We start from the raw sequence: 12,476 nt of genomic DNA on the forward strand, positions 1-12,476 counted from the left end.
TACCACAAAAAATAAGAGATGCTTGGCATCTCTTGTTGCTCATAATCTTAGTTAATTTCATATCCCATCAACAAACCGCCATCTTCTGCATAGAAACTGCAGAGACCAGACGTCGGGATGATTTTGATATCCGCTTGCGGGAAGGTTTCCAGCAAGCGTTCTGACAATTGCTGACAGAATTTTTCATTGCTGCGATGAGCCATGACGATACGGCCACCAGCGTAGCCAGCCTTGATGAGTTCTTCATAGGCTGCTTGAAGGGATTTTTTTGGTCCACGCGCTTTTTGGAGTAGTTCTAGGATTCCAGTTTCACTTGCTTCCCCAACCATACGGATGTTGAGGAGGCCAACGACTGTACCGATCAGCTTGCTCAAACGGCCATTTTTTACCAAGTTATCGACCTTAGCAAGGACAAAAAGCAACTTCGTTTTTTCTTGGTAGGCTGTAATCGCTTCAACAATTTCCTCATAAGACAGTCCTTGCTCAATCAAACTATTGATTTTCTCGACAATCAAGTCAACCTCACCACCTGCAGACAATGTATCGATTACATGAATCTGAGTGTCAGGATGTTCTTCAAGGTAGATATTTTTAGCGAGTTGTGCACTATTATGGCTACCTGAAAGAGTACCAGTGATAGTAACGACAAAGATATGCTTAGCACCTTCAAATGCACGCAAGTAATCATCAGGGCTAGGACAAGCTGATTTTGAAGCCTCAGAAGTCGCATACATGGTTTCCATCATGTGGTCAATGTCAAGATTGGCATCATCGATAAAGACCTGATCAGCTACTTGAATGGTTAAAGGAACACTAACAAATTCTGTATCAATAGCAGGAGTTGCCAGTTGACGATAATCACAACCAGAGTCAGCTACAATCTTCCAAGTCATAGAAATTCTCCATCTTTGTCACTTATACATTGACAAAGGTTCTGTCTTTTTTTACAATTATATCATGAAAGCCCTTGAAACAAAAGTACCACCTCTCTGTTGTCACAAGTAGAAAGAAATTGTTATGTCTGAACGTAAAATATCTGAAAAATCTCTTGAAAATCTCAGAAAATCAAATCAAGAATCCAATTTTTTAACCAGAGAAGCAATCGAGACGGCTCTTTTGCAACTTCTAGAGAAAAAAGACTTGGCCAAGATCAGCATTTCGGAGCTGGTCAAACGGGCTGGCGTCTCTCGTGCCGCCTTCTATCGTAACTATGACTCCAAAGAAGAGATTTTGGAAAGTGTCTTTAAACGCAGTGTCCATAACATTATGGAACAGTTGAGCCATTACGATGTCAAAACAGACCTTTATCTAGTCTGGGTACACCTTTTCCGCGCAGCCATGAAAGAAGCCAAGGTCATCCAACTTGCTCTGGACTACCACTTGGAAAAGATTTTCGTCCAAGCTATGCAGGAATTTTTGGAAAAATACCACGGAAAATCAAAAGGCGTCAGCAGCTACCTTCATTCCTTTTGGAGTTCTGCCATCGTATCAGTCCTACTCAAATGGATCAAGGATGGCATGAAGGTTCCAGCTGAAAAGATTGCAGATTTACGCTTGCCATTTTTCAAAAAATAGAGGAAAAGGAGAAGACTTATGACAGAAAAAAGACTGGCTTGGGATGAGTATTTTGCAGCCCAGGCCTTACTGATTGCCAATCGTTCTACTTGTAAACGCGCCAAGGTGGGAGCAGTCCTAGTCAAGGATAATAAGGTCATTTCAACAGGCTACAATGGTTCCGTATCAGGAACGGAACACTGTATCGACCACGAATGTCTGGTCATTGAGGGTCACTGTGTTCGAACCCTTCACGCTGAGGTTAATGCCATTTTACAAGGGGCTGAACGAGGGGTTCCTAGAGGATTTACAGCCTATGTGACCCATTTTCCATGTCTGAACTGCACCAAACAACTGCTACAAGTTGGTTGCAAGCGCGTGGTTTATATCAACCAGTACCGAATGGATGACTATGCCCAGTACCTTTATCAAGAAAAAGGCACCGAGTTGACCCATTTACCATTAGAGACTGTTCAGGCAGCTCTTCAAGAGGCAGATTTGATTTAAAAATTAATTAAAATAAATGGTTTAGAAAGCTTTTTAAACCGTTTTTTGATATAATAAGAAGAATAAATTGAAAGAAGGAATTCAGAAAATGGGAAAAATTGAAGTCATTAATCATCCACTCATTCAACACAAATTGTCAATCTTGCGACGTACAGATACTTCTACAAAAGCTTTTCGTGAGCTGGTAGATGAGATTGCAATGTTGATGGGATATGAAGTACTTCGTGATCTTCCACTTGAAGATGTGGAAATCGAAACACCAATCACAAAAACAGTTCAAAAACAATTGGCTGGGAAAAAATTGGCGATTGTCCCAATCTTGCGCGCAGGTATCGGGATGGTAGATGGCCTCTTGAGCTTGGTTCCAGCAGCTAAAGTTGGTCATATCGGTATGTACCGTGATGAAGAAACCCTTCAACCAGTTGAATATTTGGTGAAATTGCCTGAGGATATTGACCAACGTCAAATCTTTGTCGTTGATCCAATGTTGGCAACAGGTGGCTCAGCAATCTTGGCTGTTGACTCCCTTAAAAAACGTGGCGCTTCAAATATCAAGTTTGTCTGCCTAGTATCTGCTCCAGAAGGTGTGAAAGCTCTTCAAGAAGCACACCCAGATGTAGAAATCTTTACAGCAGCCTTGGATGAACGCTTGAACGAACACGGTTATATCGTTCCAGGTCTTGGAGATGCTGGAGACCGCTTGTTCGGTACTAAATAAAATCCCAAAGTAAATAGTGAAACTAGAAGTTCGTTTTTAACTTGAAAGGAGGTTGAGTTTTTGTTTCTGTTTAGAGAATAGAGCAAAAATTTGACCTTTTTTGACCAAAAAGATATAATAGTTCTGTATTGAGTCGTAAGACTAAGAAAATTCAACATTAAAAGGAGAAATGAATGATTCCTGTAGTTATTGAACAAACAAGCCGTGGAGAACGTTCCTATGATATTTACTCTCGTCTTCTGAAAGACCGCATCATCATGCTAACAGGTCCAGTTGAAGACAACATGGCCAACTCCGTTATCGCCCAATTACTTTTCTTGGATGCCCAAGACAGCACAAAAGATATTTACCTTTATGTCAATACACCTGGGGGCTCTGTTTCAGCTGGTTTGGCAATCGTTGATACCATGAACTTTATCAAGGCAGATGTCCAAACAATCGTTATGGGGATGGCTGCATCCATGGGGACTGTTATTGCATCAAGTGGCGCCAAAGGCAAACGTTTCATGCTTCCAAATGCAGAGTACATGATTCACCAACCAATGGGTGGTACAGGTGGTGGTACCCAACAAACCGATATGGCAATCGCTGCAGAGCACTTGCTTAAAACTCGTAAGACATTGGAGCAAATCCTTGCAGATAACTCTGGTAAATCAGTCGAGCAAATTCATGCAGATGCGGAACGTGATTACTGGATGAGTGCCCAAGAAACACTTGAATATGGCTTTATTGATGAAATCATGGCCAATAATTCTTTAAGCTAAGCAACCTAGAAAGCAAACTCGACGGAGTTTGCTTTTTTTGATATAATAGGAGAAGATTTCTTAGAAAGAGGATTCCTCATGTTTGAAAAAACAAATCGATCAGGATTAATCATCTATCTCTACTATAATCGAGATGCAAAAAAAATTCAGGAATACGGTGATATCTGTTACCATTCCAAAAAACATCGTTACTTGCAGCTCTATGTTCCAACTGAGGAGCTAGATGACTTGGTTGAGAGATTAGGTAAGGAAAGATATATCAAGAAAATTAGACGTTGCCATATTCAAGAGCTAGAAACTCCCTTCGTTGGGAATCTCTATCGAACCGAAGAAAACGTTATCATTTAAAAAAGTTAAACAAATACATTGACAATTTTCTGATAATTCGGTATATTCTTAACATACAATTTTTGAAACAACTATAAGGAGATTAAAAATGAAGAAAAAATTTGCCCTATCTTTTGTGGCTCTTGCTAGTGTGGCTCTTCTTGCTGCCTGTGGAGAGGTCAAGTCAGGAGCGTCAAACACAACTGGAAATCCAGTAGACGAAAAAACAATTAAAATCGGTTTTAACTTTGAAGAGACAGGTGCTGTGGCAGCTTACGGTACAGCTGAACAAAAAGGTGCCCAACTTGCTGTAGACGAAATCAACGCTGCAGGTGGAATTGATGGAAAACAAATCGAAGTTGTAGACAAAGACAACAAGTCAGAAACTGCTGAAGCAGCTTCTGTTACAACAAACCTTGTTACCCAATCAAAAGTAGCAGCTATTGTAGGACCTGCGACATCTGGTGCAACTGCTGCAGCTGTAGCTAACGCTACTAAAGCTGGAGTGCCATTGATTTCACCAAGTGCTACTCAAGACGGTTTGACTAAAGGTCAAGATTACCTATTTATCGGAACATTCCAAGATAGCTTCCAAGGGAAGATTATCTCTAACTATGTAACAAACAAATTGAATGCTAAGAAGGTTGTTCTTTATACTGACAACGCTAGTGACTATGCTAAAGGTATTGCTAAATCATTCCGCGAATCCTACAAGGGTGAGATTGTAGCAGATGAAACGTTTGTAGCAGGTGATACAGACTTCCAAGCAGCCCTTACTAAAATGAAAGGCAAAGAGTTTGATGCTATCGTTGTTCCAGGTTACTACACAGAAGCAGGTAAAATTGTAAACCAAGCTCGTGGTATGGGAATTGATAAACCAATCGTTGGTGGTGATGGATTTAACGGTGAAGAATTTGTTCAACAAGCAACTGCTGAAAGAGCATCAAACATTTACTTCATCTCTGGATTCTCCACCACAGTTGATGTTTCTGCAAAAGCTAAAGCTTTCCTTGAAGCATACCGTGCTAAATACAACGAAGAGCCTTCAACATTCTCAGCTTTGGCCTATGACTCAGTTTACCTAGTAGCAAATGCTGCAAAAGGTGCTAAAAACTCAGGTGAAATCAAGGACAACCTTGCTAAAACCAAAGATTTTGATGGTGTCACTGGTCAAACAAGCTTTGATGCTGACCACAATACAGTGAAAACTGCTTACATGATGACCATGAACAATGGTAAAGTTGAAGAAGCAGAAGTTGTAAAACCATAACATTAGAATAGTACTTAAAATGGGGAATGAGCCTTTGACTCACTCCCTGTTTCGGTGTTTATGAACTTGTGAAAATAATGAAATTTTCTAAAAAATAACGATAGAAAAGAGTGAATGCTATGCTCCAACAACTTGTGAATGGTCTAATTCTGGGTAGTGTTTATGCACTTTTGGCTCTGGGTTATACCATGGTTTATGGAATTATCAAACTCATCAACTTCGCCCACGGTGATATTTACATGATGGGTGCCTTTATTGGTTACTTTTTGATTAATTCTTTCCAAATGGATTTCTTTTTAGCTTTAATTATTTCAATGGCAGGGACTGCACTACTTGGTGTTGTGATTGAGTTTCTTGCCTACCGTCCTTTACGACACTCTACACGTATTGCTGTATTGATTACTGCCATCGGAGTGTCTTTCCTACTGGAATACGGAATGGTTTATCTAGTAGGCGCCAATACTCGTGCCTTCCCTCAAGCAATAGAAACAGTCCGCTTTGACTTGGGACCAATTAGCTTGACAAATGTTCAATTGATGATTTTAGCAGTTTCTGTACTCTTGATGGTTTTATTGCAATTGATCGTCCAAAAAACAAAAATGGGGAAAGCCATGCGTGCGGTATCAGTTGACAGTGACGCAGCTCAATTGATGGGAATTAATGTAAATCGCACAATCAGCTTTACCTTTGCTTTGGGTTCAGCTCTTGCTGGTGCAGCAGGTGTCCTCATTGCCCTTTACTACAACTCTCTGGAACCTTTGATGGGTGTGACTCCAGGTCTAAAATCATTCGTTGCGGCCGTACTTGGTGGTATCGGGATTATTCCTGGTGCAGCTCTAGGGGGATTTGTGATTGGCTTGTTGGAAACATTTGCTACTGCCTTCGGTATGTCTGATTTCCGTGATGCTATCGTATATGGAATCTTGCTTTTGATTCTGATTGTTCGACCTGCAGGTATCCTTGGTAAGAATGTGAAAGAGAAGGTGTAAACAATGAAGACAAATCTTAAAGTAAATATTCTCTGGTTATTCCTTCTGTTAGTGGGTTATGGATTGATTAGCGTACTGGTTTCTGCTGGTGTTCTCAATCTATTCCATGTCCAAATTTTAGAACAAATTGGGATTAATATCATCCTTGCAGTAGGTTTGAACTTAATCGTTGGTTTTTCAGGACAATTCTCACTAGGTCATGCAGGTTTTATGGCGATTGGGGCTTATGCAGCAGCGATTATTGGTTCAAAATCACCAACCTATGGTGCCTTCTTTGGAGCAATGGTCTTGGGCGCCTTGATTTCTGGTGCAGTTGCTTTGCTCGTTGGGATTCCAACACTCCGTTTGAAGGGTGACTACCTGGCTGTTGCGACACTAGGTGTTTCAGAAATCATTCGTATCTTTATCATTAATGGTGGAAGTTTGACCAACGGTGCCGCTGGTATCTTGGGTATTCCAAACTTCACCAACTGGCAAATGGTTTATCTTTTTGTAGTGATTACAACTATTGCAACTCTCAATTTCTTACGTAGTCCAATTGGACGCTCTACTCTATCTGTTCGTGAGGATGAGATTGCTGCAGAGTCTGTTGGGGTAAACACCACAAAGATCAAGATTATCGCTTTTGTCTTTGGAGCCATTACAGCAAGTATTGCTGGTTCACTTCAGGCTGGTTTTATCGGATCTGTTGTCCCAAAAGATTACACCTTTATTAATTCCATCAACGTGTTGATTATCGTTGTATTTGGTGGACTTGGATCCATTACTGGTACCATCGTTTCAGCGATTGTTTTAGGAATTTTAAATATGCTCCTTCAGGATGTAGCAAGCGTACGTATGATTATCTACGCTTTGGCTCTTGTATTGGTCATGATTTTCAGACCAGGTGGACTTCTTGGGACATGGGAATTAAGTCTATCACGCTTCTTTAAAAAATCGAAGAAGGAGGGACAAAACTAATGGCACTACTTGAAGTTAAACAGTTAACCAAACATTTTGGCGGTCTAACAGCTGTTGGAGATGTCACTCTTGAATTGAATGAGGGAGAATTGGTTGGTCTGATTGGACCAAACGGGGCTGGTAAAACGACCCTTTTCAATCTCTTGACCGGTGTTTATGAACCAAGCGAAGGTACTGTGACACTAGATGGTCACCTCCTAAATGGGAAAACTCCCTATAAGATTGCTTCACTTGGTCTCAGTCGTACTTTCCAAAATATTCGTTTGTTCAAGGACTTGACAGTTTTGGAAAATGTTTTGATTGCATTTAGCAATCATCATAAACAACATGTCCTTGCGAGCTTTCTACGTCTACCAGCTTTTTATAAGAATGAGGAAGAATTAAAAAGCAAAGCTCTGGACTTGTTGAAGATCTTTGATTTGGATGGTGACGCAGATACTCTTGCGAAGAATCTGGCCTATGGTCAACAACGTCGATTAGAAATCGTTCGTGCTCTGGCAACCGAACCCAAGATTCTCTTTTTGGACGAACCTGCAGCTGGTATGAATCCACAAGAAACAGCTGAATTGACAGAATTGATCCGTCGTATCAAAGATGAATTTAAAATTACCATCATGCTTATCGAACATGACATGAATTTGGTTATGGAAGTCACTGAGCGTATCTATGTTCTTGAATATGGTCGGTTGATTGCTCATGGGACTCCGGATGAGATCAAGAACAACAAACGCGTTATCGAAGCTTATCTAGGAGGTGAAGCCTAATGTCTATGTTAAAAGTTGAAAACCTCTCTGTGCATTACGGTATGATCCAAGCAGTTCGTGATGTAAGTTTCGAGGTTAATGAAGGTGAAGTTGTGTCACTTATCGGTGCCAATGGTGCTGGTAAAACAACCATTCTTCGTACCCTTTCAGGTTTGGTTCGTCCAAGTGCTGGTAAAATTCAGTTTTTAGGAAAAGAAATTCAAAAGTTGCCAGCTCAAAAAATCGTGGCAGGTGGCCTTTCACAAGTTCCTGAGGGACGCCATGTTTTCCCAGGCTTGACTGTTATGGAAAACTTGGAAATGGGAGCCTTTTTAAAGAAGAATCGTGAAGAAAATCAAGCCAACTTGAAAAAAGTCTTTTCACGTTTCCCTCGTCTGGAAGAACGCAAAAACCAAGATGCGGCAACTCTTTCAGGTGGTGAACAGCAGATGCTGGCTATGGGACGCGCTCTCATGTCTACACCTAAGCTCCTTCTCTTGGATGAGCCGTCAATGGGACTTGCCCCAATCTTTATCCAAGAAATTTTTGATATCATTCAAGATATTCAGAAGCAAGGAACAACGGTTCTCCTAATTGAACAGAACGCTAACAAGGCCCTTGCTATTTCTGACCGTGGTTATGTACTTGAAACAGGAAAGATTGTCCTATCAGGAACAGGAAAAGAACTCGCAGCATCCGATGAAGTCAGAAAAGCATATCTAGGTGGCTAAAAAGGTCCGGGGGACTAGTTTAGGTTGTGGATGGAGATTGCGCACGTAATCCCTCTATAGTCCGGGGGACCTTTTTAGTCGGAGGATAAGGATTGCATAAGCAATTCTCCTCTAGTCTGAGAGACTAGTTTAGGTTGTGGATGGAGATTGCGCACGTAATCCCTCTATAGTCTGGGTGACCTTTTTAGTCGGCGGATAAGGATTGCAATCAAGCGAAACCTAATACGACTACTTATCAAAAATATAAAATATTTCAGGGCTCCAGAATAAGGAGCTCTTTTATTTATATGTTTTTTGAGGAAAGGGAAGAAGGTCTTAATTTTTACTCATTGTTTCCCTATTTGAATTGACAGTCATTTTTGTTCATATTATAATATGAGTAAGAAAAAATTGAACAGGAGGACTAAGAATGCTAACAGAAAAACAATTTAAACTTTTGCGTTTTATGTTGATACATAAAGAAAAGACATTTACTCAGCGACAGTTAGCTGAAGAGTTAGACCTATCTTTAGGAACAATCAACACATTATTGAAAAAACTGAAAGAAGAGAAGTGGCTTGATGAGGAGCTTCACTTAACAGAACTAGGTCAGAAAGTTTTAGAACCCTATCGAGTAAAAAATGCCATTATAATGGCTGCTGGCATGAGTAGTCGTTTTGCTCCTTTGTCTTATGAGATTCCTAAAGGATTACTTCAAGTCAAGGGGGAACGCTTGATAGAGAGGGAAATCAGACAACTGCAAGAAGCGGGAATAGAAGATATAACCGTTATTGTAGGCTATCTTCAAGAAAAAATGTTCTATCTTGCAGAGAAGTTTGGTGTAAAAATTGTAGTGAATAATGATTACTTCAAATACAATAACTGTTCGTCTCTTATGTTGGTTAAAGATCAACTTTCCAACACGTATATTTGTTCATCGGATAATTATTTTGTGGAAAATCCTTTTGAGCAATATATTTATAGAGGTTACTACTCGACGATATTTGCAGAAGGTCAAACGGACGAATATTGTGCTATAGAGGATTCGAATCACACCATTATTGATATCCAGATTGGTGGAGAAAATACTTGGGCCATGGTGGGGCACGTTTATTTCGACCGTGCATTCAGCGAGAAATTCAAGGAAGTTTTAGAAACCGAGTTTAAACACGAACCTTATCGTGAACAGCTTTGGGAGGATTACTATAGTCGCCATGTCAAGGAACTCCTTTTAGAAGCCCGCCACTATTCAGCGGATATTGTTAAAGAATTCGACTCTCTAGATGAACTCCGTCAATTTGATGAACGTTATTTGGTAAATGCAGACTCAGCTATTATCGATAATATCTGTAAGACATTAAAGTGTGTGGCTTCAGATATTGTCAATATCAAACCTTTAAAAGATGGGTTAACCAACACATCATTTTCATTTGACTGTCTAGGGAAAAAATATGTTTACCGTCATCCGGGTAGGGGAACAGAAAATTATATCGACCGAGCTAGTGAAGCAGCTTCTATGGAAATTGCTGCAAAATTAAAGATTGACCGTACCTTCGTAGCTATGAACAAGGATGAGGGCTGGAAAATTTCAGAATTTATTCCCAATGCTAAGCAACTGGATTATGATAATTGGGATGATGTGGCGAATGCAATGGACCTCTTGAGACGGTTACACCAATCTGGAGAAAAAACGGAACATTCCTTTGACCAATTTGAAGGAATCGATGATTTTAGAGAAAAATTGAAGGCTAGAAATCGATTTGAATTTGATGGCCTCGAGGAATTGGATGAAACTGTTTCACTTCTCAAAAGTTATTTACAGAATGATCTCAAACAGGTTGTCCTTTGTCATGGAGATTCCTATAGTCCTAATTTCTTGTTGAATGAAGCAGGCGAAATGAGCTTGATTGATTGGGAATATTCTGGAATGGGAGAGCCGGCAGGAGATTTGGGAACCTTTATCGCATGTTCCAACTATACCGTAGAGGATGCTGAAAAAGTACTGGAATTGTATCTACAAGAAGTACCAGATAAGAAAACCAAACGTCACTACTTGGCTTATGTAGCAGTGACCTCATATTATTGGTTCTTGTGGGCTTTGTTCCAGGAGAGTGTCGGAAAACCAGTCGGTGAGTTTCTTTACATCTGGTATCGCTATACCAAACAATATGGACAATTGGCCCTTGACTTGTATTTGGAGGAGAACTGAGATGAAAACGACATCTGAAATTGAAGAATTAGTAGCAACTGAAACAAAGAGAAGATTGGAAGAAATGGAGTCGCCAAACTACGAGTTTGTTCAACCCTTCCTAAAAAGTGATTTCATTTTAATCATCTCCATAGTCCTAATCAACCTTGTTTTGATTATCTTAGCAATGATGGGAGGAATTCAATAATATGTCTAAAATGAATGACTATATCCAACAAGAAACCATAACAGGAATTGTTCCCATGACCAATAAGGATCGTCAGTATTCTTTTTGGGATCTCTTTCTATCGACAAGTGGTTTTGCCATTGCAACTTGGTGTTATACTCAAGGGGCTTATGTAGCTCAATATTTGACCTTTAATCAAATGTTGATTAATATTTTTAGCTTTAACATTATCTGGGTCTTTATTGAGTGTCTCCCAATTCTGTTTGCGGTTAAATATGGGATTGATTTGTGGATTTGGTTGAGAGCTGTTCTAGGAAAAAGAGGTGTAGCCCTGTTATCAACCATTATTAGCTTGGCTAACTTTGGATGGTATGCTGTTGCGGCCAATCTTTTTGCTAGTTCCATGATCCATTTGGCAAATAATTTTGGTCTTGGTTTGGACAAGGGAGTATGGGCGCCTATTCTTGGTACCCTCTGTGTTCTGCTTGGAACTCTCATTGCTCTTGGTGGCCCAGAAGTGATTAAATGGACCAATCGCTTCTTGGTTATCGCCTTATTGATTGTCGGTCTCATTATCGTTGGAATCTGCTTTGTCGCCGTTCCTATAACGGATATTATGAATATCCAACCAGCCACTCAAGGAGATTTGACGCCATTAGAACGCTTCATGCTCTCCGGAGAAGGAAATGTTGCCTTTGCCTTTTCTTGGTCTACACAAGCATTGGTTTTACCACGTTTAGCAAAATCAGAACGCAGTGGTTATTGGGCTACAGCCTTATCATACGGAGTTGTGGCTCCATTCTTCGTTGCGACAGGTGGAGTCATGGCTCTAGCCATGTTTGTCAAAACAGGCGTGTATGAAAGTGATCCAACAACCATGCTATCAACTCTAAGCACCCCAGCCTTTGCTCTCTTAAGTCTACTACTAGTAGCCTTTGCTAATATTGGAACCCAGGGGACAGGATCATACGTGAACTGTATGATTGTAAAAAGTGGGATGCCCAAAGTAAGCTATAAACTAATGGTTTGGATTGCCATGGTTTACGTGAGTCTACTCACTATCTGGGGAGGAGTAGAAGAGTATTTCGGATCCTTCATCTCCCTAGCAGCCTATATTCAGGGGCCAATTATTGGTATGATTGTTGTCGACTATTTTATCTTAAGAAAACGAAAACTCGACTTGCGTTCAGCCTATTTCCTTGAAGGGCATGACGCCTACGAATTTACTAAAGGATTTAACTTAGTTGGCTTGTCTTGCGTATTTATCTCCTTATTGGTAGCGGTACTTTTTGTCTACAACCCTGTAACTGCACAAATTCAAAGTCCAATCTTTTTAATCACAACGGGTAGCGGATTTACTGCGCTATTTGGCGGTCTACTATATTGGCTAGCTAGTCTTAGCCCGTTGAAACGTTATATGATAAAAGATCGAGACACTGTTACGATTTAAGAAGAGAGGGAACTTCGGTTCCCTTTTAATTTATACTGGCATTTTATGCAAACTTCTCAGATTATTCAAAATCTTGAAAAAGAGATGAAAGCGTTTGATAGATTTTCTA

At 40.2% G+C, this 12,476-nt stretch carries 14 protein-coding genes; 13 read left to right on the forward strand and 1 reads right to left on the reverse strand.

The genetic code is table 11. From position 1 onward, the window contains the following. Window positions 1–47: 47 nt before the first annotated feature. Window positions 48–893, reverse strand: coding sequence for a DegV family protein (locus tag B7720_RS06405; protein ID WP_084857139.1), 846 nt, complete (start codon window positions 891–893; stop codon window positions 48–50). A 124-nt stretch (window positions 894–1,017) separates the two neighbouring features. Here B7720_RS06405 and B7720_RS06410 point away from each other — a divergent pair, with 124 nt between their 5' ends. The 13 genes from B7720_RS06410 (at window position 1,018) to B7720_RS06470 (ending at window position 12,367) form a co-directional block, all read left to right on the forward strand. Beyond that, window positions 1,018–1,575, forward strand: coding sequence for a TetR/AcrR family transcriptional regulator (locus B7720_RS06410; protein ID WP_000003899.1), 558 nt, complete (start codon window positions 1,018–1,020; stop codon window positions 1,573–1,575). Window positions 1,576–1,593: 18 nt separating this feature from the next. Further along, the gene (locus B7720_RS06415; RefSeq protein ID WP_000136993.1) at window positions 1,594–2,061 is read left to right on the forward strand and encodes a deoxycytidylate deaminase; all 468 of its coding nucleotides are present in this window, start codon (window positions 1,594–1,596) and stop codon (window positions 2,059–2,061) included. 88 nt (window positions 2,062–2,149) lie between these two features. Continuing rightward, window positions 2,150–2,779 carry a uracil phosphoribosyltransferase gene (gene upp / locus B7720_RS06420; RefSeq protein ID WP_000515974.1) on the forward strand — a complete coding sequence of 210 codons (630 nt, stop codon included), beginning with the start codon at window positions 2,150–2,152 and terminating at the stop codon, window positions 2,777–2,779. 173 nt (window positions 2,780–2,952) lie between these two features. Further along, complete coding sequence (gene clpP, locus B7720_RS06425) at window positions 2,953–3,543, forward strand: ATP-dependent Clp protease proteolytic subunit ClpP (protein WP_000613467.1); 591 nt, start codon at window positions 2,953–2,955, stop codon at window positions 3,541–3,543. A gap of 78 nt (window positions 3,544–3,621) precedes the next feature. Continuing rightward, window positions 3,622–3,891: a YlbG family protein gene (locus B7720_RS06430; RefSeq protein WP_000462101.1), complete on the forward strand. Its 270-nt coding sequence runs from the start codon at window positions 3,622–3,624 to the stop codon at window positions 3,889–3,891. A gap of 88 nt (window positions 3,892–3,979) precedes the next feature. Continuing rightward, a complete protein-coding gene (locus tag B7720_RS06435) occupies window positions 3,980–5,140 on the forward strand; it encodes an ABC transporter substrate-binding protein (RefSeq protein ID WP_000726133.1) in 1,161 nt (386 codons plus the stop codon). Between the two features lie 119 nt (window positions 5,141–5,259). Next, on the forward strand, window positions 5,260–6,129 hold the full coding sequence (locus B7720_RS06440) for a branched-chain amino acid ABC transporter permease (RefSeq protein ID WP_000941413.1): 870 nt from the start codon (window positions 5,260–5,262) through the stop codon (window positions 6,127–6,129). A 3-nt stretch (window positions 6,130–6,132) separates the two neighbouring features. Then, complete coding sequence (locus B7720_RS06445; protein WP_084857141.1) at window positions 6,133–7,089, forward strand: branched-chain amino acid ABC transporter permease; 957 nt, start codon at window positions 6,133–6,135, stop codon at window positions 7,087–7,089. Continuing rightward, complete coding sequence (locus B7720_RS06450; protein ID WP_001186014.1) at window positions 7,089–7,853, forward strand: ABC transporter ATP-binding protein; 765 nt, start codon at window positions 7,089–7,091, stop codon at window positions 7,851–7,853. The genes B7720_RS06445 and B7720_RS06450 overlap by 1 nt, the downstream gene beginning before the upstream one ends. After that, window positions 7,853–8,563: an ABC transporter ATP-binding protein gene (locus B7720_RS06455; RefSeq protein ID WP_000062207.1), complete on the forward strand. Its 711-nt coding sequence runs from the start codon at window positions 7,853–7,855 to the stop codon at window positions 8,561–8,563. Before B7720_RS06450 ends, B7720_RS06455 begins: the two co-directional genes overlap by 1 nt. A gap of 409 nt (window positions 8,564–8,972) precedes the next feature. Continuing rightward, window positions 8,973–10,751, forward strand: a complete 1,779-nt coding sequence (locus tag B7720_RS06460; protein WP_084857143.1) for a phosphotransferase — start codon at window positions 8,973–8,975, stop codon at window positions 10,749–10,751. 1 nt (window position 10,752) lies between these two features. Next, complete coding sequence (locus B7720_RS06465) at window positions 10,753–10,938, forward strand: hypothetical protein (protein ID WP_084857145.1); 186 nt, start codon at window positions 10,753–10,755, stop codon at window positions 10,936–10,938. A 1-nt stretch (window position 10,939) separates the two neighbouring features. After that, on the forward strand, window positions 10,940–12,367 hold the full coding sequence (locus B7720_RS06470; RefSeq protein ID WP_000041471.1) for a cytosine permease: 1,428 nt from the start codon (window positions 10,940–10,942) through the stop codon (window positions 12,365–12,367). Window positions 12,368–12,476 lie beyond the last annotated feature (109 nt).

Origin of the sequence: Streptococcus oralis subsp. oralis (assembly GCF_002096455.1) — a bacterium.
Taxonomy (GTDB): Bacteria; Bacillota; Bacilli; order Lactobacillales; family Streptococcaceae; genus Streptococcus; species Streptococcus oralis_CY.

What these genes read in the sequence shown, in the direction of transcription:
- B7720_RS06405 (WP_084857139.1), bottom strand. Translation starts at nt 893, where the DNA reads ATGACTTGGAAGATTGTAGCTGACTCTGGTTGTGATTATCGTCAACTG.
- B7720_RS06410 (WP_000003899.1), top strand. Translation starts at nt 1,018, where the DNA reads ATGTCTGAACGTAAAATATCTGAAAAATCTCTTGAAAATCTCAGAAAA.
- B7720_RS06415 (WP_000136993.1), top strand. Translation starts at nt 1,594, where the DNA reads ATGACAGAAAAAAGACTGGCTTGGGATGAGTATTTTGCAGCCCAGGCC.
- upp (WP_000515974.1), top strand. Translation starts at nt 2,150, where the DNA reads ATGGGAAAAATTGAAGTCATTAATCATCCACTCATTCAACACAAATTG.
- clpP (WP_000613467.1), top strand. Translation starts at nt 2,953, where the DNA reads ATGATTCCTGTAGTTATTGAACAAACAAGCCGTGGAGAACGTTCCTAT.
- B7720_RS06430 (WP_000462101.1), top strand. Translation starts at nt 3,622, where the DNA reads ATGTTTGAAAAAACAAATCGATCAGGATTAATCATCTATCTCTACTAT.
- B7720_RS06435 (WP_000726133.1), top strand. Translation starts at nt 3,980, where the DNA reads ATGAAGAAAAAATTTGCCCTATCTTTTGTGGCTCTTGCTAGTGTGGCT.
- B7720_RS06440 (WP_000941413.1), top strand. Translation starts at nt 5,260, where the DNA reads ATGCTCCAACAACTTGTGAATGGTCTAATTCTGGGTAGTGTTTATGCA.
- B7720_RS06445 (WP_084857141.1), top strand. Translation starts at nt 6,133, where the DNA reads ATGAAGACAAATCTTAAAGTAAATATTCTCTGGTTATTCCTTCTGTTA.
- B7720_RS06450 (WP_001186014.1), top strand. Translation starts at nt 7,089, where the DNA reads ATGGCACTACTTGAAGTTAAACAGTTAACCAAACATTTTGGCGGTCTA.
- B7720_RS06455 (WP_000062207.1), top strand. Translation starts at nt 7,853, where the DNA reads ATGTCTATGTTAAAAGTTGAAAACCTCTCTGTGCATTACGGTATGATC.
- B7720_RS06460 (WP_084857143.1), top strand. Translation starts at nt 8,973, where the DNA reads ATGCTAACAGAAAAACAATTTAAACTTTTGCGTTTTATGTTGATACAT.
- B7720_RS06465 (WP_084857145.1), top strand. Translation starts at nt 10,753, where the DNA reads ATGAAAACGACATCTGAAATTGAAGAATTAGTAGCAACTGAAACAAAG.
- B7720_RS06470 (WP_000041471.1), top strand. Translation starts at nt 10,940, where the DNA reads ATGTCTAAAATGAATGACTATATCCAACAAGAAACCATAACAGGAATT.